Here is a 16354-nt window from a genome sequence, read left to right on the forward strand (position 1 = left end):
CCTAGTGAATGGTAGTGCTGCCGTCAGCATCTAGTTCTTCTTGTAACAACAACACTGCCGATCTTAGATATTCGGATATTTCCACAAAGGCGGCCTCATCTTCTTCGCCTTCCGCGTCCGTTTCCAGTTTGGTGAATTCGGCAATATCCTTGAGTATGCCTTGTGCGTCCGCGCTTAAGGTGTTGCGCAATTGCCCGCATCCTGTACCGAACAAGAAGCCCTGGCACCAAGCCTTCAAAGCGGTCACGCGTATGGACAACAATTCGTCATCGTCGGGCAATAATAAGGCGAAGTCGAATGCATCGCTGGCAAGCAAGCGGCGGGTTTCTTCAAACAATCGGGTTAACAACAGGCGGCCCTCTTTGTTAAGGGGCTGGTTATGGTCCAGCAGTTCGCCCAGCCAATATTCGGAAGAGGCTTGACCATTGACGCACAATATGCCGGAAGCGACACCATGGGCTTCAGCGGCACTAAGATCCGGGTTGTTTTGCTTTAATAAGGCATCTACAGTTGAGTAAGGCATAATTCCCGCATAAAAATCGCACTAACGCTAAAAGAAAAATACCGCTTATGCTACCATTGATTGTTAACTTGGATAATAGTTTGTTCTCTGCAATCCGCAACACTTGAGTCGCCGTCATGACATCATCACTAATTGATCAACCCTTAGCATTACAAGAACTTGAAGAAAAACTCGACCAGCTTATCGGGCATTATCAGGCCGTAAAAAATGACAACCATTTGTTGAGGCTTCGGCAGCAGGAGCTGTTGGAAGAAAAAGCCCAGCTGATGGGCCAAACTGCGTTGGCTAGAGCTAGGGTTGAGGCTATGATCAACCGTCTGAAAGCTATGGAGCAACCACATGATTAATAAACCCCATTCAATCGCCATTACCATTATGGGCAAAGAATACCGGATTGCCTGCGACCTTGAAGACCAGGACGACTTGCTGCAATCCGCACAAGACCTGGATGTGCAGATGCGTAGAATGCGCGACTCCGGCAAGGTGAACGGCGCCGACCGCATAGCCGTGATCGCCGCGCTAAATCTGGCCCATGAGCTGCAAGTCGCGAAAAATCAAAATGCTATGCTCAAGCAACGCTTGGAGGAAAGCCTTGCCAAAATCAGCAATAAAATAGAAAACGTTTTGGAAAGTCCCTAAACACGTTAAACTATAAACCTGTATCTCCTGCCGTGTTTGACAGTGTGCTGGGTGTTTCCTGAACCTGTATTAACCCCGGGGGCTGATGCCTGGCCATGGTGCGCATGCTTGTTTTAGACAAGAAGCCTGATTGGCCTGCCGTGTCCCCACTTGAACCATTGGTTCAAGGACGAAAGCGCGCATCGGCACAGGTGGGAGATGCATTTTTATCCTATTTCCCCAAGTGACCCTTCCCTGATTCCCCGTTTCCGGCTAGACTTGCGCCACAAGCGTGCCTGTCCCGGTTCCCCTCAAGCTGTATCCTACTTCCTCCAGCAGTGCGCTAAACCCTGATGCCTCAGGTAGCCCGTCATTGCCTTATTTTGCTGCATCTGCATCCGGTTGTTCATTCCAAGCGTATAAAGGTTAACTAAGATAACTATGAACGGAAAATCCGGCACTGAACGAGATGACCTGATGGCTAATGACCTTGCGGATGCCCCTAATGAGGTCGCGACTGCATTTTCCCCTGCGCCGCCCGCCCTTGACGAGCCGCACTTACTGGCGTTAATCGAGCGGATTATTGAACAGGACCAGCAGGCGTTTTCCGCCTTGTACGGACAATTGCTGGGGCGTGTGTATGGTTTGGCCCTCAGGATCACCCGGCATGCCCAACTCGCCGAGGAAGTGACTGAAGATGCCTTTTGGCAAGTTTGGCGGCAAGCCCCCCGTTTTGACGCCCAACGCGGTAGTGTTTTAGCTTGGGTGATGACGATTGCCCGTAGCCGCGCTTTAGACGCGTTGCGCCAATTGGATACGGTGGAATGTGGGGAAGAGGAGTCCGAGGCCGGTTTTATGGCAGATGGCAACCCTCAGGATTTGCTTTTGGCGGTGGAAGCGGGGAGCCGCGTCCACGAGGCGCTGGCGCAACTCGACCCGTTGCCTAGGCAATTGGTGGCGTTGGCGTTTTTCCGGGGCCTTAGCCATGATGAAATCGCCAGGCACATGGATTTGCCGCTGGGAACCGTAAAATCGCATATACGCCGTGCCTTATTGGGCCTTAAACAAACATTGGCAATTGCTGCCGACTATTGATTGTAACGTTATGACTAGCAAAACAGACCCCTCAGCCCCCTCAGAGCCTTCCGGCACATCCGTAGAACAAACCGAATTGGGCCGTTTGCTGGCCGAACATATTATGCCGGTCACGCCAGAATTGCGTGTACACCCATCGTTGGCAGGCCGCTTGCAAGAACGCATTGCGCGTAGCGTTGCGGCTCACAGCAGCCTATTGACGGTCAGGGCCAAAAACGGCGTCTGGCAAACCCTAAAAAAAGGCATCCAATTCAAAATGTTGTGGCAGGGCGACCAAGGCAATTCCGTATTGATAAACTTCGCCCCTGGCGCGGTGTTGCCTGAACATAAGCATAACTGGCTGGAAGAAGGCATAGTCCTGCGCGGCGGCTTGCAAGTGGGTGACCTGGATCTGGGGGTGTTTGATTACCATGCCGCGCCCTCCGGCAGCCATCATCAACGCATACAATCCCGGCAAGGTGGCTTGGCGTATTTGCGCGGGACTTCTGTTGGCAATGCGCCTGCCGTAGCCCGTGAATTATTAGGCGGCTTGCTGCCCTTCGGCAAGGCCGAATCACAAACGGTTTTTGCCGATGAGGTTGACGGCTGGCACACTATCGCCGCCGGCGTCTCCAGAAAACACCTGTATTCCGACGGCGTGCTCGCGTCTTGCCTGTTGCGCATGGAAGCCGGGGCAACTGTCGCCCTCCACGGGCATCCGCAAAATGAAGAATGCATGATGCTCAGTGGCGAGCTGTTTTTAGGGGATATTTTATTGCGTGCAGGCGACTATCAACTGGCCCCCGCAGGCAGCACGCACGGTGAAGCCTACAGCGATGTGGGCGCGTTATTGTTTTTACGGGGTTCGGCGGATTGATTTTGCCGGGCAAAACCACACGCCGCACCATCAATGGCGGCCCCAAAAATCATCCAGGCCGTTTGCAAATCAGCTTTTAATCAGGGACACTGTTGGTAACCGACCTTAAGAACCGGAGCAACAGCATGACCGATACCGCACACCTGCCCAGCAGGCTGATTAGCCACAAAGGCATTGGAATCCCACGCTTCCTTTACGGGACGGCTTGGAAAGAAACGCAAACTGAAGCGTTAACCTACAACGCCATCAAAGCGGGGTTTTTGGGCATAGACACCGCCAACCAACGCCGCCATTACTTCGAAGCCGGTGTCGGCAACGCGGTCAAGCAGGCCATAACCGAGAAATTGCTGCAACGCCCGCAGCTGTTTTTGCAAAGCAAATTCACCTTCGTTTCCAGCCAAGATGATCGCTTGCCTTACGATCCCCAAGCGGATTTCAGCACCCAAGTGCAGCAATCGTTTGCCAGTTCATTGGAACACCTGCACACCGATTATTTGGACTCTTACATCTTGCATGGGCCTTCTACAGGCCAAGGCCTGGGGGATGCCGATTGGGAAGTCTGGCGCGAGATGGAACGGCTACATAAAACCGGTGCCGTGAAGTTGCTGGGCATTTCCAATGTCAACATCGGTCAGCTGCACGCGCTCATCAGCCAAGCGGAGATCAAGCCCGCTTTTGTCCAAAACCGCTGTTATGCCCGCACCCAGTGGGATGCCAAGATCCGCAGCTTATGCCAAGAACACGATGTCATCTACCAGGGTTTCTCGCTGTTGACCGCCAATGCCGGCGAATTGCAAAAACCCGGCATCGTCAAAATTGCCCGGCGCTTGGGTTGCACCGTGCCGCAACTGGTGTTCCGCTTTGCGATGCAACTGGGCATGATCCCGCTCACCGGCACCAGCAACTGGCAAAATATGCATGACGACCTCGCCAGCCATGACTTGCCCGCACTTACGCAAGCAGAAATGGACGTGATCGGGCGTATTGCCCTATGACCCGGAACCCATGAAAATCTTCGGCATCAGCAAAGCCCTTTGCCTTTTGGCCTTAGTGTTGGCGGGATTGGGCGCCCATGCCCAAACTCCAGAGCATGCCGATGATTTATTCGGGCAAATCCAAGCGTTACAAGAGCAAATGCACATTGAAATCAGCGGCTTTGAGAACATCCAAAATGGCCAAAAAATCATCACCCACGGCAGCTTGGCGCAGCAACTCGACCAAATTCTGGCGGCCTACAACCACATCAGCAGCCGCAACAGCAAAGGCCAGATCGAGCGCGTCACCCTTCTCAATAAAAAACAACCGAGGGTGACCAACCGCATCGTCTTGCCTACCCGCCAAGAAGGTGGCCACCTGATCGTGTCCGTATCCTTGTCGGGTGACGGGCGGCTCTGGCAAACCCTAGACATGATGGTCGACACCGGGGCGGATTTGGTGGTGCTGCCCGATTCGATGATCGCCCAATTGGGCCTTAGCGACAGCAACCTGACGCGCCAAAACATGCAAACCGCCAATGGCACGGCCATGGCCAAAATCGGCGTGTTGCGGGAATTAAAAATCGCCGGGGAAACCCTCACCAACGTCGATGCCGCCTTTGTCGCCGACAAGCTGTTGGGGGCAAACCATTTATTGGGCATGAGCGTTCTAGGGCGTTATCAAGTGCATATTGATGACCAATCCCAGACCATTACGTTGTTTAAAAAATGACCTAGGACGGCTCCAAAGCTGGACGGGTTTTTTGTAACCCCGTCCTTAATTTCAACATGCCTTATAGGTGCTTAAAACGTTACGGAACGGGTAAAAACCCGTTCCGGCAATGGTTATCCACAAACCACTTTTTATCTTTAGCGGGCCATAATAATGATTGATTGGAATGTAACCCCCGCCGCAATATGGCGGCAACGCAAAGAATACCTCCGCCCCGTGCGCCATATCGATCCTATCCAACTGGATGATTTGTTGGGCATCGACGGGCAAAAGCAGCAGCTCCTGGCAAACACCCAACGCTTTTTGGCCAACCGGCCCGCCAACAACGCCCTGCTTTGGGGGGCGCGGGGCACGGGCAAATCCTCGCTGATCAAAGCCTTGCTCAATGCCTACAAAGTCCAAGGCTTGCGGCTGATAGAGGTGGACAAACAAGACTTGGTGTACTTGCCCGAAATTGTCGATGACATCCGCGAACTGCCGCAACGCTTTATCATTTATTGCGACGACCTATCTTTTGAATCCGGCGACAGCCACTACAAATCCTTAAAAAGCGTCCTGGAAGGCTCCATCGAACTACCGCCGGAAAACGTCCTGGTCTACGCCACCTCCAACCGCCGCCATTTGCTCCCGGAACTGATGAAGGACAACCTAGACTCCCACCTGGTCGATAGGGAAGTGCATTATTCCGACACCGTCGAAGAAAAAACCTCGCTCTCAGACCGTTTCGGCTTGTCTTTGGGTTTTTACCCGCAAACCGCACAAACCTATCTGGCCATTGTAGACAGCTTTTTCCCCGACGCCCCGGATGGGCGCGAAAGCCTGCATAAAGCGGCCTTGGACTTTGCCCACAGCCGCGCTTCAAAAAGCGGCAGGACGGCTAAGCAGTTTTACCTTGCATTTGCGGGTCTTAAATTTGATTAGCAAAGTTGGCGCAGGGTTGGGATAGGCCCGATAACCTGATGGGCGGCGGCCACGTAACGTCCTCCGAATTTTTAGCACGGGGATTTATTGATGTAGAACTTATTTGCACAGAAAGGTTGCTAACAAAAAGTGAATGGGATATATTCTTGAAAAACATATAGGCGCCTAAGAGTTATACACCTATATTTGAATTTTACAATACACCTAAAAAGGTGTCTACTTAACGTTATTCCCCACGATCAAGCTTCCCTATTGATATTAAACAAAAAATTGCAAAATTCCGCCAAAAATGCTATTAGTGAAGCGAAGCCGCCTGAGGTGCATAACTGGAAGCGTTGATGCGACCTCAGGCGGCTTCGCTTCACCCACCGGTGTTTTGCAAAATTTGGCGGCATTTTTGTTTATTGGGGTCTGCCCTGTCGCGTGGTATAACAACTCGCTAAAGCACACGATTCCGGTCAGCCCCACACCTTTCAACCAACGGGCAAGCCCCAAATCCCCCTTCCGTTCAGGTCGCCGAGGAATCGGTGCTTAGCTCGAAGTTAGGCAAAAAGAGCCCTATTGCTCCTTGAGTTTTGTTTCTTTTGCCCCATTATTTATAGCGAGTCTTGGCTACTCGCCATGCTCAAAACCAAATACACACTTTTTTTGGAGAAAAATATGGGCGTTTTAGGTAATCTGAAAGGTGGTTCACAAATCTTGGCTAAAACAGGGTTAGCAAACTACGTTGTTGAAGTTGAAAATATGGTTCCTGTTGATAGAGGGCAGCTGCTAAGAAAAATCCAAGACGAGTGCAAGCTTGTGGAGGAAGCGGATTTCGGGAAATTAGTCCATGACGTTAATGATCTTTGTGAAACAATCAAAAATCAACAACTGGATTATGTGGATCGTGCTGGCAACATGAAGCTCAAAGTATACAAACTCACCCACTCACCTGAAAAGGTTAAAAGCTGCATTAAAGCAGCAGGAGAACAACTAGCCAGAGATTTAGAATTGGCTGCATCGTTACAAGCATAGTGATATAGGTTAGGTTGCGCTAGCAGCCTAGAAAATCTAATTTTAAACACAGTAAGGCGTAATCCATACGGTGTAATAAGCAATTGCACCGTATACTTTGCAACTCACTGAGTGATTTTTTGTAAGGTGGTAGTTGAGCTTTGGTCGTATTGTCAGGCCTAATAAGTAAGTCAAAGGGACGCGCCGTCCGTTGGCGGTTTTAAAGTCCGGTTTTTATCAAGGTTCGGCGGCTTCGTTTAATTCCTGTGAGCGGCGCGCCCCTTACCGTAACGTTGGGCAGTCTGGGTCGGGTGTGTTGGCTTTTTGTTTGTCGGGTTTGTAGGCCGTTGGCGGTTTTCAGGTTGTCGGTTGCCGTTGCTTGGTTACACTGCGGGTTGGGTTAAGCGTCATCCCTAAATTCTGCGGGTTGTTGGCACTGCCGTTTCCGTCTCTGTTTTGCGTGTAGTTGGGGTTGTGGCTTGGGCTGGCTAGTGCCGTGGCGGGTGTGTTGTCCGGCATCGGTGGCTGTGCCGTTTCCCTAGGTTCTGGCAGTTTGTTTGGGTTAGGTTTTGGGCAAAGTTCAAGCTTGGCTTTTGCCTCGCGGTTGCCCTGTTTGGTTTTTCGCCTTCACTTTCGGCCTGTCGGTTTTGGGGGTCAGCTTCAAGCGGCCAAGGCTGGTTTTGGGGTTTTGTGCCTGCCGGCTTTGCGGGGTTGCCATCCGTTTTGCGTGGCTGGGTGGTGGTTTTCTGTCGGTGTTGGTGTTTTAGTCGTTGTGCGGCGCTGCGGTGTGGCGGGTTGTTCGGGTTCGGGGCAAAATGTCCTTTATCCTATGCCCAACAAGCCAGTCAAAGGGACTGCCCGCCATTCCGGCTGGCAAAGTCAGTTTTTTTCACAGGTAAGCGGCTTCGCTGTGGGCCATCAAGCGGGCAGCCCCTTACCGTAACGTTGGGCAGTTCTTGACACAGTGGCTTTTGTACATACAATGTAACCATGATTAAGTTCGAATGGGATACAACAAAGGCTACGGCAAATCAGAAAAAACATGGCGTTTCTTTCGAAGAAGCCAAGTCTGTTTTCTATGACGAATTTGCAGTACAGTTTTATGATGAAGGGCATTCGGAAAAAGAACACCGTTTCTTGATGCTTGGCTTTAGTTGTGAATCCAGAATGCTGCTTGTCTGCCACTGCGAGCGCGAATCAGGCAATACAATCAGGATAATATCAGCCCGCAAAGCAACCAAGCGCGAATGCAGCCACTACAAAGGTAATGTGCTATGAAAGCAGAATATGATCTTTCTCAAATGAAGTCTCGAAAAAACCCTTATGCTTCTAAACTGAAGAAGTCGGTTACTATTCGGTTAGGCGAGGATGTGGTTGGTTATTTCAAAGAAATGGCTGAAGGCACTGGCGTACCTTATCAAAGCCTTATCAATTTATATCTTCGGGACTGTGTGCGCCAACATCGGACAATTGACATTTCTTGGCAATCAGACTCAAAAGCCGTTTCGAGCCAGTAAATAACCTTTACTTTTTTCCGGCTTATTATTGTTGGCTTTGCGCTGTTTTTTTTGTCTATTGTGGAATCATCAAGTTTTCCGAGGCGGGGCAAATGTACTCACTGTCAAGCCCAACAAGTCAGTCAAAGGGACTGCCCGCCGGTCCGGCTGGCGAAGTTTTTAGTTTTCAAAGGTAAGCGGCTCCGCTGAAAGCCATCGGGCGGGCAGCCCCTTACCGTAACATTGGGCAAATCATTCCATAAGTAATTTGACATAAGTTTTATGGTATAAAATATAAGCTTTTTGAGCCACCGCCCCCATGCCACGTTTAAAATTTGTCCGGCCACTCAGCGACACAGACAAGCAAGAGTTGGATGCGCTTTACAAGACCCACCCAAACTTTAAGGTGCGAAGACGCGCCCACGCCTTGTTGCTGAGCGGCAGCGGGCATACGATAAACCAGCTACAAGCCATTTTCCAGGTTGACCGTGACCCTATCAGCCAGTGGATCAACCGCTTCAACGCGCAAGGTGTCGGCGGGCTTGGGGATTTACCGCGCTCCGGGCGTCCACCGATTTACACGCCCGAAGAAATCGCACTGTTCCGGGCCCAATTGGACGAAGAACCGCGCCAAATCAAGCAGGCCCAAGCCCTTCTGGAGGCCCGGACCCGGAAAAAGTCGGCGACCGGGACGTTAAGGCGCATTTTAAAAAAACCGGTTATTCATGGCGGCGGTGCAGGCGCTCCGTAAAAAGCAGGCGTTGTGCCGAGGGCTTTGCCAAGGCCAAGGACATCCAAACCGCCCTGAAAAAATGGGACGATGAAGACAAAATCAGCCTGTTCTATTTTGACGAATCCGGCTTCAGCACCGCGTCCTCCGTGCCTTACGCCTGGCAACCCAAAGGCCAGACGTTGGAAATCCCCTGTTTCCATAGCCAGCGCCTCAATGTCCTGGGGTTTGTTTCCCGGGACAGCCGGTCTTTTTTCCACACCGTTGAAGGGAGCGTCAAAACTGAACAGGTGGCCGGGGCCTTCGACCTGTTTGCCGCACACTATGGCGACGGCTACGCCGTCCATAAAAAACCGTGCGTCGTCATTATTGACAACGCTTCCATGCACACCAGCCGNGCCTTTTTGGCACGCCGCGACGACTGGATGGCGCAAGGTGTCGTGTTGCATTATCTGCCGCCCTATAGCCCTGAGCTTAACCTGATCGAAATCGTCTGGCGCAAGATCAAGTATGAATGGCTGCCCCTATCGTGCTATGCCAGTTACGGGACATTGAAACAGGCCGTATTGGACATCCTTTCAAAATTCGGCGATGAATACCGGGTTACTTTTGTGTAATTACTTACTCTTTGGAGAAACAAATTGAAAGCATCAATTTACTTAGCAGTAATCGTGTTTTTTTCTTGCACAATTCCTTTGTGTGCAGCATGTGAAGAGTACAGTGATTTTGCCGTTGAAAAACTTGTTATCTCCGATATAACAATTAATTATTCACTGGTCGATGGTCAAAGTATTGTTACAACTATTGGCTCTTTGAAAAATACATCCGATTTACCCGCGGAAAATATCGTGGTCGAAGTCAAATATTTCGATGGACAAAAAAAATTGATCGATGTGGCAACCGAGCCGCTTTATGGAATAAAGATACCAAAGGATCAAGAGGTTGCTTTCAGAGTTAGGGATGTAGCGGATAAAGAAAAAACCGCATATGTTTCCAACTCTGTTCGCGTGGTATCCGCTGATCAGGGCTATGTGCGTAAACCTAAAACAAATCAAAATTCATCTTTTTGGATTAATTTACTTAGCAGTTGGGGGCCAATGCTCCTATTAATTAGCGTATGGATATTCTTCATACGGAAAAATACCAAAAAAGGTTCTCCTCAGGTGAGAAGTGTAGAACTGGTAGAACAGCAAAATCAAATTCTCACTCGCCAACTTGAAGTTTTTGAACGTCTTGCGGCGGCGGCTGAAAATCTCAAATCCGATAAGTAAAAATATATTTCTGTTTTTGAGGCGGTTTTGGCAATACTGTCAGCCCAACAAGCCAGTCAAAGGGACTGCCCGCCGTTCCGGCTGGCAAAGTTAGTTTTTTATCACAGGCAGGCGGCTCCGCTGTAAGCAATCACGCGGGCAGCCCCTTACCGTAACGTTGGGCGCACTTAAAACATGTTGTCTTAAATTTCTGATTTCCATTTTTAAAGAGTAAATTTCATGACTGATCCCGTTACCATTACTACATCTGTTCTTGCATCGTTTACTCATGCTAATAATCTTATCAAGGCTATCCTTGATGCCAGAGATACGCTTGCTAGCTTGGAAAAGCTCAATGCCCTGCAAGCTGAAATTTCTTCCATAAATACTGGCTATTTCTCGCTCCTTCAACAAAATACGTCTATGTTGGCAGAAGTAGACAATCTGAAAAAAGAAATCGCTCGCTTTGAAACATGGGAAAGCGAAAAAACACGATATAAACTGACCCAAATAGGAATGGGAGTTGTCGCCTACGCTCTTAAAGAAGCGGAGGCAAACGGAGAACCCCCGCATTGGGTATGCACAAACTGTTTCGGTAAAAGCAAGAAGTTTATCCTCAACGGTACTTTTCATAATAATATTGTCACTCATATGTGTTCACGAGATTATAAATGCACTGAATGTGGCTTTGTTGCCAAACTGGAATCAAATTCAACACCATCGTTTGTGTAGTTTTATAATCGTTACCTGCATTCTTGCGTGGCTGGTCGTACTTATCAGCCCAACAAGTCAGTCAAGCCAGACCCGCGCCCAAAGGCGCGGCTTAATGTCTGGGTAGGTTAATTGTCAGTGTGCTTTTTTTTAGCCCGTACGGCGCGGGCTGCTTACCGTGGCGTTGGGCGTCTTTCAGATGAGGGTTCAATCCGCCATGCATCGAACAATTATTTTTTTGCTTCTACTATTTCCAGCCATCGCATCGGCTGGTTGGATAAACAAAGCAGGGGAGCCACTACCCGACTCGGACAGTCAAAAATCAGTTGGTGACTTCGGTGCACAGCTAATTTTTGTAGGCGACGAGAACGAACTCTTCAAAAGTTGGGCAACTCCGTCCGAAACTATAGACGTAAAGACCAGTGATAAAGTTGAGGTAAATGAAGCGATCAATGCCTTCATAATTTTCAGCGGATGTAGGCCAGATAAGCAAGGAAACTGTAACGTTTCCATGCGTTTTCGTGTGCTACAGCCCGACGGGAAGGTTTATGCTGACACGCCTCCGATGGAAGTTTGGCATGAAAAACCAGCGCCTCGCGGAAGATCTTTAGGGTTAAGTGTTCAGTATTTAAAGTTGCGCATAGAACCAAAAGATAAACTGGGCAAATATATCGTCCATGCGCAGGTTCGAGACAATCACACTGAAACAGTTCTCCAACTTCAAGCGCCTTTTATCGCAAAAAAGGTAAAGTAACGCGTAAGGCGGATTCGCCGCTAGGCAATCCGCCATAGTCTGGCGATGTTGGAGTTTCCGTATTGTGCGGTATTATGTAGCAGACGCACAAGGAAGGAATCATGATTTAGCTATGAAATTATTAATAATGTTTTCATAACTAAATCAATTACATTTTTTAGATGATTATTTTTTATTTTTTTTCGTTAGCAATTCTGGATCATTTTCCCTACTTCCGCCTTTTAAAAAATTCTCTTTACTAATAACAGTTTTTTTCAACTTTTTTTCAAGAGAACGTCTAGCATCCCCTGCTATTTTCCCGCCAGAAGCCGCAGCTTCTTTATTTTCCTCAAATCCTTTTGCATTAATTGATATGGCAATTTGAGTCGTTGATTTTGGCTATGTCACCGTTAGTTGTTGAAAAAATTTTATGTTCGGCGCAAAGCCTTATTTAATGCGGATTGCGGCTTTCGCTGAAAGCCGCGTCATTTAAGGCTTCCACAATTAACGGTGACATAGCCTTGATTTTTCGCCAAGCATAGTAAATATTAGCTCCAAGTCAGTCATGTGATCGCGTAGATTTTGGCTTTTCAATCCCTTAAGTTTTTTGTGGCCTTGAGCATCTATGCCAAATGTTTTTCTTGATATTACGTTTGTGAGACGACCATATTCTTGATCTTTAATGCCTCTTTTCTTCCATTCTCCCGTAAGTTCATTGCGGGTAACTATTGATCTAATTCTAGCATCAATCCAGTCATCGCTACGGCCTTGTACCTGCCATTGTAATATAGCCCGCTTTACTCCTATTTCTGGATTTTGTATTTCTTGAATCCTCTCATAACCAACTTTAGATAACCATCTTTTAAATGGCTCTGCTTTTGCAGAAGGAATAGACTGTACTATTCTAAAAAGGGTTTCTACATTCACGGCATCAGTTAATCTCATTTTTCCGTCTTGTGAAGGCATTTTCAACCTTCCGATTTTATCGGAAAGTTCATTAAATCCTTCTTTTTCAGTAAGTTGAGATTTTAGGTCAGACCAATATTTACTTGGGCGATCTGTTTCAGTAATGGCCTCTATGGCATCCACTATTGAAAAAAACCATTCATTCTCATGAAAGACCTGCCTAACTTTTTTTCCTTTAAATAAAGCTACTTGAGATTCTCCTTCCTGAATAATGTGGTCTTCCTCTAGTTCTTGATTTTTAACCTCTTCCTTTTTAACATCGGCTATCCGTTTGATAGCCTCATCAATAGGCATATCAAGACCCAATGATTTTTCATATTTTTTATCACTCATTAGATTAATCCTTATTCAATATTGGTGGTTAGCAATGTTTATATTCACTTAATTTAACCTCACATCCCTAACCCCAAGTGCTTTCATGCACTGGGCAAAAAAGGCAAAGCTGAATGATCCCCTGTTGATTTTAGCCGCCACTGCCTTGTAAGTTTCCTCTATCCCTATTACCGCGAGGCGTTCCGTCAATTCCTCATAGCCTATGCTGGCCCTTGCCAATTCGGCTTTAAGGGTACTGCTTGCCACTTTGTTCCAGTCTTGTTCCGCTTGCTCTGTCATTGGGTTTTCTCCGTATTTTTCTTTGGTGTAAAAAATTCTACACAAATGCAGTATAAATCTCCATATTTGTTTTCATCAATCTACATACATGTTAAAATATCCCCACATTTGGAGATTAACGAGGGTAAGCAACATGGCACAACACTTCCTACTATCAGCAAAAGCCCGTTCACTGTCCTTGGTGCAAATCTTCACCCTAACCGACGATTCCGCGTTTGAATTGTTTTCCGCGTTTGAATTGTTTAAGGAATCCCGTTGGGGCGATGGTGATCCGGTTTGCCCGGCTTGCGGCCTGATTGACAAGCACTACTTCATCAAGACCCGCAAGCAATGGCGTTGCAAGGGCTATAACCATACGTTCAGCATCACTTCCGGCACTTTGTTTGCACACCACAAGCTGCCCTTGAAAATCTACTTGGGCGCGGTTGCACTGTACACCAACACCGCAAAAGGCTTTTCCGCCCTGCAATTGTCGCGGGATTTGGACGTTCAATATAAGACGGCGTTTGTGATGATGCACAAGATACAGGAATCCCTGATGGATGCCGACACCGCCAAATTGGGCGGCGAGGTGGAGATTGACGGGGCTTATGTGAACGGTTATGTCCGCCCTGAGAACGAAAAGGCCGACCGTAAAGACTTGCGCTTGGTCGAGAACCAAAACCCTAACAAGCGTTGCATTATCACGATCCGCGAACGCGGGGAAAAAGGCGAAGGCGCGGTAAAGACCAAAACCTTCGTGGTGAAATCGGAAAACCAAGCCGACATTAAGAAATTGGCGGAAACCCATATTGACGGCGAGGCCACTATCCACGCCGATGATGCCAAATGCTATGACGCTTTACACGCCAAGTTTGACATGAAGCGCGTCAACCATCAGGAGCGTTACAAAGGTGACAGGGGCGAATGCACCAACCAAGCCGAATCTTACTTCTCACGCTTCCGCCGTATGCACAAAGGCCAAGTGCATAAGATGGGCAACCAAAACTTGGATGCCTACGCCAACGAGTGCGGCTACCGTGAAGATACCCGCCGCTGGTCAACCGGACAAATATTTGCGGACATTACCGGACGTTGTGCCACCAAGCCGACTTCACGGAACTGGTGTGGGTATTGGCAGGGGAATAAGGTTGTGGATAAATTGGCGGCTTGATAAAAAACGTTATTCAAATTCATTTTTACAAAAATTGTAATATATCATTTCAAGTGTATACTTGAAATCAAATGGGTAGTCTTGCAACTTTTTGCTACAAAATATTTTACACTTTAATTTACATATATAAATTAAAGTGTAAAATATCCGAGCCTTTGGCTCAGGCGTCCATTGTCTGCTTAAATATTGAAAATACTAATATATTTATAATAACTAAAGTATGGAGTAAATTCATAATGGCAGACATGCTAGACGCGGTTTTAGAGAAAACATCTAGTTTTTTTACTGAAAAACTGAAAAAAGGAGTAATGATAACAAGGATAGATGAAAAATCTCTTATAGCATGGAAAGAAACATGGGATGTTATAAATAAAAGACAGCCTCCAAATGGAGGATGGGATTGGGAATATAAAAATAGTAGTTTTAATAAAAACTACGGAAAATACCTAATTGGAATTGCTGTTTGGAGTGATGATTCATTATGTGGACTGGCACTTTGTACTAGAAGCAAGGGAAATGAAGTATTATCCATACACTATATAGAAGGGTCTCCGAATGAAAGTCATCATCTTAGAGGCAATGTATTTACGATAATAAATTCTGTATTACTGGAATACGCAACACTTATTAAAGCTAAGACCATTAGGATAATTGACCCTGTTGATAATCTTGTCGATTTTTATAAATCATTCGGATATAAATTAAGCAAAAAACTCCTGTCCAGAAGAAAATTTTGCGAAAGAGGAATATAAAATGAACGCGCTAACATGCTGCGATGATTTTAGTTTTGAAGAAAAAATCATAGCGTATCATCTTCAAGTTACTGTAACTTTGAACGACAAGCAGTCAAAATCTTCTCGTATTGTGTTTCAAAAAGACTTCCCAATACCATTAGCTATCCTTTTAGCTATTTTTTTAGCCATTATAATTATTCCAATTCTTGCTTTGTTATTTGTATTTGGGTTAATTTTTTGGGGTTTGTCATTTTCAAAAAATGACAGTTCCGAGCTAACTTATGAAGAAGCTAAAGAATATTTAAATAGTGGTAAAGGTTATCTTAATAATTTATCTGATAAAGATAATAATGACTTGATTTTAAAGAGAGATAACGCGCCTTTAGGTTTATGATCTAAAATAAAAAGCCCACATAAAGTGGGCTTTTTTATGCTTGATAGAAATATCCAAGCACCCTGTCTAAACCATATCCCAAACACATCCTCCTGCGTCATCCTTGCCTATATTCACCACTAGGCCGCTTTTTTTCTGCCTACCCAGTATCGTTAATATCGTGGCCTGAAAGTCCCGTTCGTTGACTTCCGTTAATCCTTTACGGGACTTTGCCTCTTGGGCGATTTCCTTGGTGCTTAATGGCTTGCTTGACTCCCTCAATATATCCAATACCATCCGGTGGGCTTCGCCGTGCTTAAAGTAGAGGTTTCTTTTTTGATGCCGTTTGGCCTTGATTAAATCGGTGCTGAATTCCGGCTCGAATAGCCTGATGGTTGCGTCCAGAAGCTTAACGTCCTGCAAGAGCCGGACAACTTCCTTCCTGTGGTGGTCGACCATTCCGGCAAGCTCGGAACGCTTCGCCACCAGTGCGCTTATGACGTGGGTTTCTGCCATTTACTTTCCTGTTTAGGTGTATAATGGCTTGTATTTTAATGGGTTATGTTATGGGTGGCTTTGTGCGTCTGCTACATAATACCGGTATTGTGCAGCGTTTGGGTGCAGCTGGCTTTTCCAGTTCGAACCTAAATATTCTCATGCCCAACAAGTCGGTCAAAGGGACTGCCCGCCATTCCGGCTGGCGAAGTTTTTAGTTTTCAAAGGTAAGCGGCTCCTGAAAGCCATCGGGCGGGCAGCCCCTTACCGTAACGTTGGGCGCAGATTGACTGTGAGGAACTGTGTGTCAGTTTTGATCGACAAAAGCAAGTGGTCAAACTCAAGCCGAAGGTCGTCGGAATACTCAGGCCAGTTCCTGAACGTG

General features: G+C 47.3%; 22 protein-coding genes, 1 other RNA gene and 1 pseudogene. 19 read left to right on the forward strand and 5 right to left on the reverse strand.

Annotation, left to right across the window (positions count from 1 at the left end; all coding sequences use genetic code 11):
* Position 1: 1 nt before the first annotated feature.
* Positions 2 to 523 carry a UPF0149 family protein gene (locus METMI_RS0107525; RefSeq protein ID WP_019865667.1) on the reverse strand — a complete coding sequence of 174 codons (522 nt, stop codon included), beginning with the start codon at positions 521 to 523 and terminating at the stop codon, positions 2 to 4.
* Between the two features lie 116 nt (positions 524 to 639).
* Between METMI_RS0107525 and METMI_RS0107530 the strand changes: the two genes are divergently transcribed.
* The 9 genes from METMI_RS0107530 to METMI_RS0107575 all read left to right on the forward strand — a co-directional run bounded on the left by METMI_RS0107530 (position 640) and on the right by METMI_RS0107575 (position 6737).
* Entirely contained in the window at positions 640 to 870 is a 231-nt protein-coding gene (locus METMI_RS0107530; protein ID WP_019865668.1) for a TIGR02449 family protein, read from the forward strand.
* Positions 863 to 1162 carry a cell division protein ZapA gene (locus tag METMI_RS0107535; RefSeq protein WP_019865669.1) on the forward strand — a complete coding sequence of 100 codons (300 nt, stop codon included), beginning with the start codon at positions 863 to 865 and terminating at the stop codon, positions 1160 to 1162. The genes METMI_RS0107530 and METMI_RS0107535 overlap by 8 nt, the downstream gene beginning before the upstream one ends.
* 21 nt (positions 1163 to 1183) lie before the next feature.
* Positions 1184 to 1364, forward strand: a non-coding RNA gene (ssrS, locus tag METMI_RS26095) — 6S RNA.
* A gap of 218 nt (positions 1365 to 1582) precedes the next feature.
* Positions 1583 to 2236, forward strand: a complete 654-nt coding sequence (locus METMI_RS0107540) for a sigma-70 family RNA polymerase sigma factor (RefSeq protein ID WP_019865670.1) — start codon at positions 1583 to 1585, stop codon at positions 2234 to 2236.
* 10 nt (positions 2237 to 2246) lie between these two features.
* The gene (locus METMI_RS0107545) at positions 2247 to 3092 is read left to right on the forward strand and encodes a cupin domain-containing protein (protein ID WP_019865671.1); all 846 of its coding nucleotides are present in this window, start codon (positions 2247 to 2249) and stop codon (positions 3090 to 3092) included.
* 125 nt (positions 3093 to 3217) lie between these two features.
* Positions 3218 to 4087 carry an aldo/keto reductase family protein gene (locus tag METMI_RS0107555; RefSeq protein ID WP_019865672.1) on the forward strand — a complete coding sequence of 290 codons (870 nt, stop codon included), beginning with the start codon at positions 3218 to 3220 and terminating at the stop codon, positions 4085 to 4087.
* A 10-nt stretch (positions 4088 to 4097) separates the two neighbouring features.
* On the forward strand, positions 4098 to 4799 hold the full coding sequence (locus tag METMI_RS0107560; RefSeq protein WP_019865673.1) for a retropepsin-like aspartic protease family protein: 702 nt from the start codon (positions 4098 to 4100) through the stop codon (positions 4797 to 4799).
* Between the two features lie 153 nt (positions 4800 to 4952).
* A complete protein-coding gene (locus METMI_RS0107565; RefSeq protein ID WP_019865674.1) occupies positions 4953 to 5720 on the forward strand; it encodes an ATP-binding protein in 768 nt (255 codons plus the stop codon).
* A gap of 621 nt (positions 5721 to 6341) precedes the next feature.
* The gene (locus METMI_RS0107575; RefSeq protein ID WP_019865676.1) at positions 6342 to 6737 is read left to right on the forward strand and encodes a hypothetical protein; all 396 of its coding nucleotides are present in this window, start codon (positions 6342 to 6344) and stop codon (positions 6735 to 6737) included.
* A 559-nt stretch (positions 6738 to 7296) separates the two neighbouring features.
* On the opposite strand, the gene METMI_RS26810 is transcribed toward METMI_RS0107575, so the two are convergent.
* Entirely contained in the window at positions 7297 to 7434 is a 138-nt protein-coding gene (locus tag METMI_RS26810; RefSeq protein ID WP_156829792.1) for a hypothetical protein, read from the reverse strand.
* Between the two features lie 272 nt (positions 7435 to 7706).
* Between METMI_RS26810 and METMI_RS0107585 the strand changes: the two genes are divergently transcribed.
* The 7 genes and pseudogenes from METMI_RS0107585 (at position 7707) to METMI_RS25365 (ending at position 11657) form a co-directional block, all read left to right on the forward strand.
* Positions 7707 to 7994 (forward strand): BrnT family toxin, encoded by a 288-nt coding sequence (locus METMI_RS0107585; protein ID WP_019865678.1) that lies wholly within the window; start codon positions 7707 to 7709, stop codon positions 7992 to 7994.
* Complete coding sequence (locus METMI_RS26100; protein WP_019865679.1) at positions 7991 to 8233, forward strand: BrnA antitoxin family protein; 243 nt, start codon at positions 7991 to 7993, stop codon at positions 8231 to 8233. Before METMI_RS0107585 ends, METMI_RS26100 begins: the two co-directional genes overlap by 4 nt.
* Positions 8234 to 8531: 298 nt before the next feature.
* A pseudogene (locus METMI_RS27785) lies at positions 8532 to 8909 on the forward strand (helix-turn-helix domain-containing protein); the annotation flags it as partial.
* The gene (locus METMI_RS26815; RefSeq protein ID WP_232215296.1) at positions 8825 to 9559 is read left to right on the forward strand and encodes an IS630 family transposase; all 735 of its coding nucleotides are present in this window, start codon (positions 8825 to 8827) and stop codon (positions 9557 to 9559) included. The pseudogene METMI_RS27785 and the gene METMI_RS26815, both read left to right, overlap by 85 nt.
* A 24-nt stretch (positions 9560 to 9583) precedes the next feature.
* The gene (locus tag METMI_RS0107605; protein ID WP_019865681.1) at positions 9584 to 10213 is read left to right on the forward strand and encodes a hypothetical protein; all 630 of its coding nucleotides are present in this window, start codon (positions 9584 to 9586) and stop codon (positions 10211 to 10213) included.
* Between the two features lie 219 nt (positions 10214 to 10432).
* Positions 10433 to 10924, forward strand: coding sequence for a hypothetical protein (locus METMI_RS0107610; RefSeq protein ID WP_019865682.1), 492 nt, complete (start codon positions 10433 to 10435; stop codon positions 10922 to 10924).
* Between the two features lie 196 nt (positions 10925 to 11120).
* Positions 11121 to 11657, forward strand: a complete 537-nt coding sequence (locus METMI_RS25365) for a hypothetical protein (RefSeq protein ID WP_156829794.1) — start codon at positions 11121 to 11123, stop codon at positions 11655 to 11657.
* Positions 11658 to 12140: 483 nt separating this feature from the next.
* Here METMI_RS25365 and METMI_RS23385 read toward each other — a convergent pair whose 3' ends face one another.
* Both METMI_RS23385 and METMI_RS0107625 read right to left on the reverse strand, forming a co-directional pair.
* Positions 12141 to 12935: a BRO-N domain-containing protein gene (locus METMI_RS23385; RefSeq protein WP_019865684.1), complete on the reverse strand. Its 795-nt coding sequence runs from the start codon at positions 12933 to 12935 to the stop codon at positions 12141 to 12143.
* Between the two features lie 48 nt (positions 12936 to 12983).
* Positions 12984 to 13214 (reverse strand): DUF6471 domain-containing protein, encoded by a 231-nt coding sequence (locus tag METMI_RS0107625; protein ID WP_019865685.1) that lies wholly within the window; start codon positions 13212 to 13214, stop codon positions 12984 to 12986.
* A 133-nt stretch (positions 13215 to 13347) separates the two neighbouring features.
* On the opposite strand from METMI_RS0107625, the gene METMI_RS0107630 reads away from it, so the two are divergent.
* From METMI_RS0107630 to METMI_RS0107640, 3 genes are all read left to right on the forward strand, one after another.
* Positions 13348 to 14367, forward strand: a complete 1020-nt coding sequence (locus METMI_RS0107630; RefSeq protein WP_019865686.1) for an IS1595 family transposase — start codon at positions 13348 to 13350, stop codon at positions 14365 to 14367.
* 71 nt (positions 14368 to 14438) lie between these two features.
* The gene (locus METMI_RS0107635) at positions 14439 to 15119 is read left to right on the forward strand and encodes a hypothetical protein (RefSeq protein WP_019865687.1); all 681 of its coding nucleotides are present in this window, start codon (positions 14439 to 14441) and stop codon (positions 15117 to 15119) included.
* Between the two features lies 1 nt (position 15120).
* Positions 15121 to 15495, forward strand: coding sequence for a hypothetical protein (locus METMI_RS0107640; protein ID WP_019865688.1), 375 nt, complete (start codon positions 15121 to 15123; stop codon positions 15493 to 15495).
* A 66-nt stretch (positions 15496 to 15561) separates the two neighbouring features.
* Here METMI_RS0107640 and METMI_RS0107645 read toward each other — a convergent pair whose 3' ends face one another.
* Complete coding sequence (locus METMI_RS0107645; protein WP_019865689.1) at positions 15562 to 15990, reverse strand: hypothetical protein; 429 nt, start codon at positions 15988 to 15990, stop codon at positions 15562 to 15564.
* Between the last annotated feature and the right edge of the window lie 364 nt (positions 15991 to 16354).

This window comes from Methylovulum miyakonense HT12 (genome assembly GCF_000384075.1).
GTDB classification, from domain to species: Bacteria; Pseudomonadota; Gammaproteobacteria; order Methylococcales; family Methylomonadaceae; genus Methylovulum; species Methylovulum miyakonense.

Excerpts from the sequence above, each read along its gene's own strand:
- METMI_RS0107525 (WP_019865667.1), bottom strand. The coding sequence starts at position 523 with ATGCCTTACTCAACTGTAGATGCCTTATTAAAGCAAAACAACCCGGAT.
- METMI_RS0107530 (WP_019865668.1), top strand. The coding sequence starts at position 640 with ATGACATCATCACTAATTGATCAACCCTTAGCATTACAAGAACTTGAA.
- METMI_RS0107535 (WP_019865669.1), top strand. The coding sequence starts at position 863 with ATGATTAATAAACCCCATTCAATCGCCATTACCATTATGGGCAAAGAA.
- METMI_RS0107540 (WP_019865670.1), top strand. The coding sequence starts at position 1,583 with ATGAACGGAAAATCCGGCACTGAACGAGATGACCTGATGGCTAATGAC.
- METMI_RS0107545 (WP_019865671.1), top strand. The coding sequence starts at position 2,247 with ATGACTAGCAAAACAGACCCCTCAGCCCCCTCAGAGCCTTCCGGCACA.
- METMI_RS0107555 (WP_019865672.1), top strand. The coding sequence starts at position 3,218 with ATGACCGATACCGCACACCTGCCCAGCAGGCTGATTAGCCACAAAGGC.
- METMI_RS0107560 (WP_019865673.1), top strand. The coding sequence starts at position 4,098 with ATGAAAATCTTCGGCATCAGCAAAGCCCTTTGCCTTTTGGCCTTAGTG.
- METMI_RS0107565 (WP_019865674.1), top strand. The coding sequence starts at position 4,953 with ATGATTGATTGGAATGTAACCCCCGCCGCAATATGGCGGCAACGCAAA.
- METMI_RS0107575 (WP_019865676.1), top strand. The coding sequence starts at position 6,342 with ATGCTCAAAACCAAATACACACTTTTTTTGGAGAAAAATATGGGCGTT.
- METMI_RS26810 (WP_156829792.1), bottom strand. The coding sequence starts at position 7,434 with ATGGCAACCCCGCAAAGCCGGCAGGCACAAAACCCCAAAACCAGCCTT.
- METMI_RS0107585 (WP_019865678.1), top strand. The coding sequence starts at position 7,707 with ATGATTAAGTTCGAATGGGATACAACAAAGGCTACGGCAAATCAGAAA.
- METMI_RS26100 (WP_019865679.1), top strand. The coding sequence starts at position 7,991 with ATGAAAGCAGAATATGATCTTTCTCAAATGAAGTCTCGAAAAAACCCT.
- METMI_RS0107610 (WP_019865682.1), top strand. The coding sequence starts at position 10,433 with ATGACTGATCCCGTTACCATTACTACATCTGTTCTTGCATCGTTTACT.
- METMI_RS25365 (WP_156829794.1), top strand. The coding sequence starts at position 11,121 with ATGCATCGAACAATTATTTTTTTGCTTCTACTATTTCCAGCCATCGCA.
- METMI_RS23385 (WP_019865684.1), bottom strand. The coding sequence starts at position 12,935 with ATGAGTGATAAAAAATATGAAAAATCATTGGGTCTTGATATGCCTATT.
- METMI_RS0107625 (WP_019865685.1), bottom strand. The coding sequence starts at position 13,214 with ATGACAGAGCAAGCGGAACAAGACTGGAACAAAGTGGCAAGCAGTACC.
- METMI_RS0107630 (WP_019865686.1), top strand. The coding sequence starts at position 13,348 with ATGGCACAACACTTCCTACTATCAGCAAAAGCCCGTTCACTGTCCTTG.
- METMI_RS0107635 (WP_019865687.1), top strand. The coding sequence starts at position 14,439 with ATGGGTAGTCTTGCAACTTTTTGCTACAAAATATTTTACACTTTAATT.
- METMI_RS0107640 (WP_019865688.1), top strand. The coding sequence starts at position 15,121 with ATGAACGCGCTAACATGCTGCGATGATTTTAGTTTTGAAGAAAAAATC.
- METMI_RS0107645 (WP_019865689.1), bottom strand. The coding sequence starts at position 15,990 with ATGGCAGAAACCCACGTCATAAGCGCACTGGTGGCGAAGCGTTCCGAG.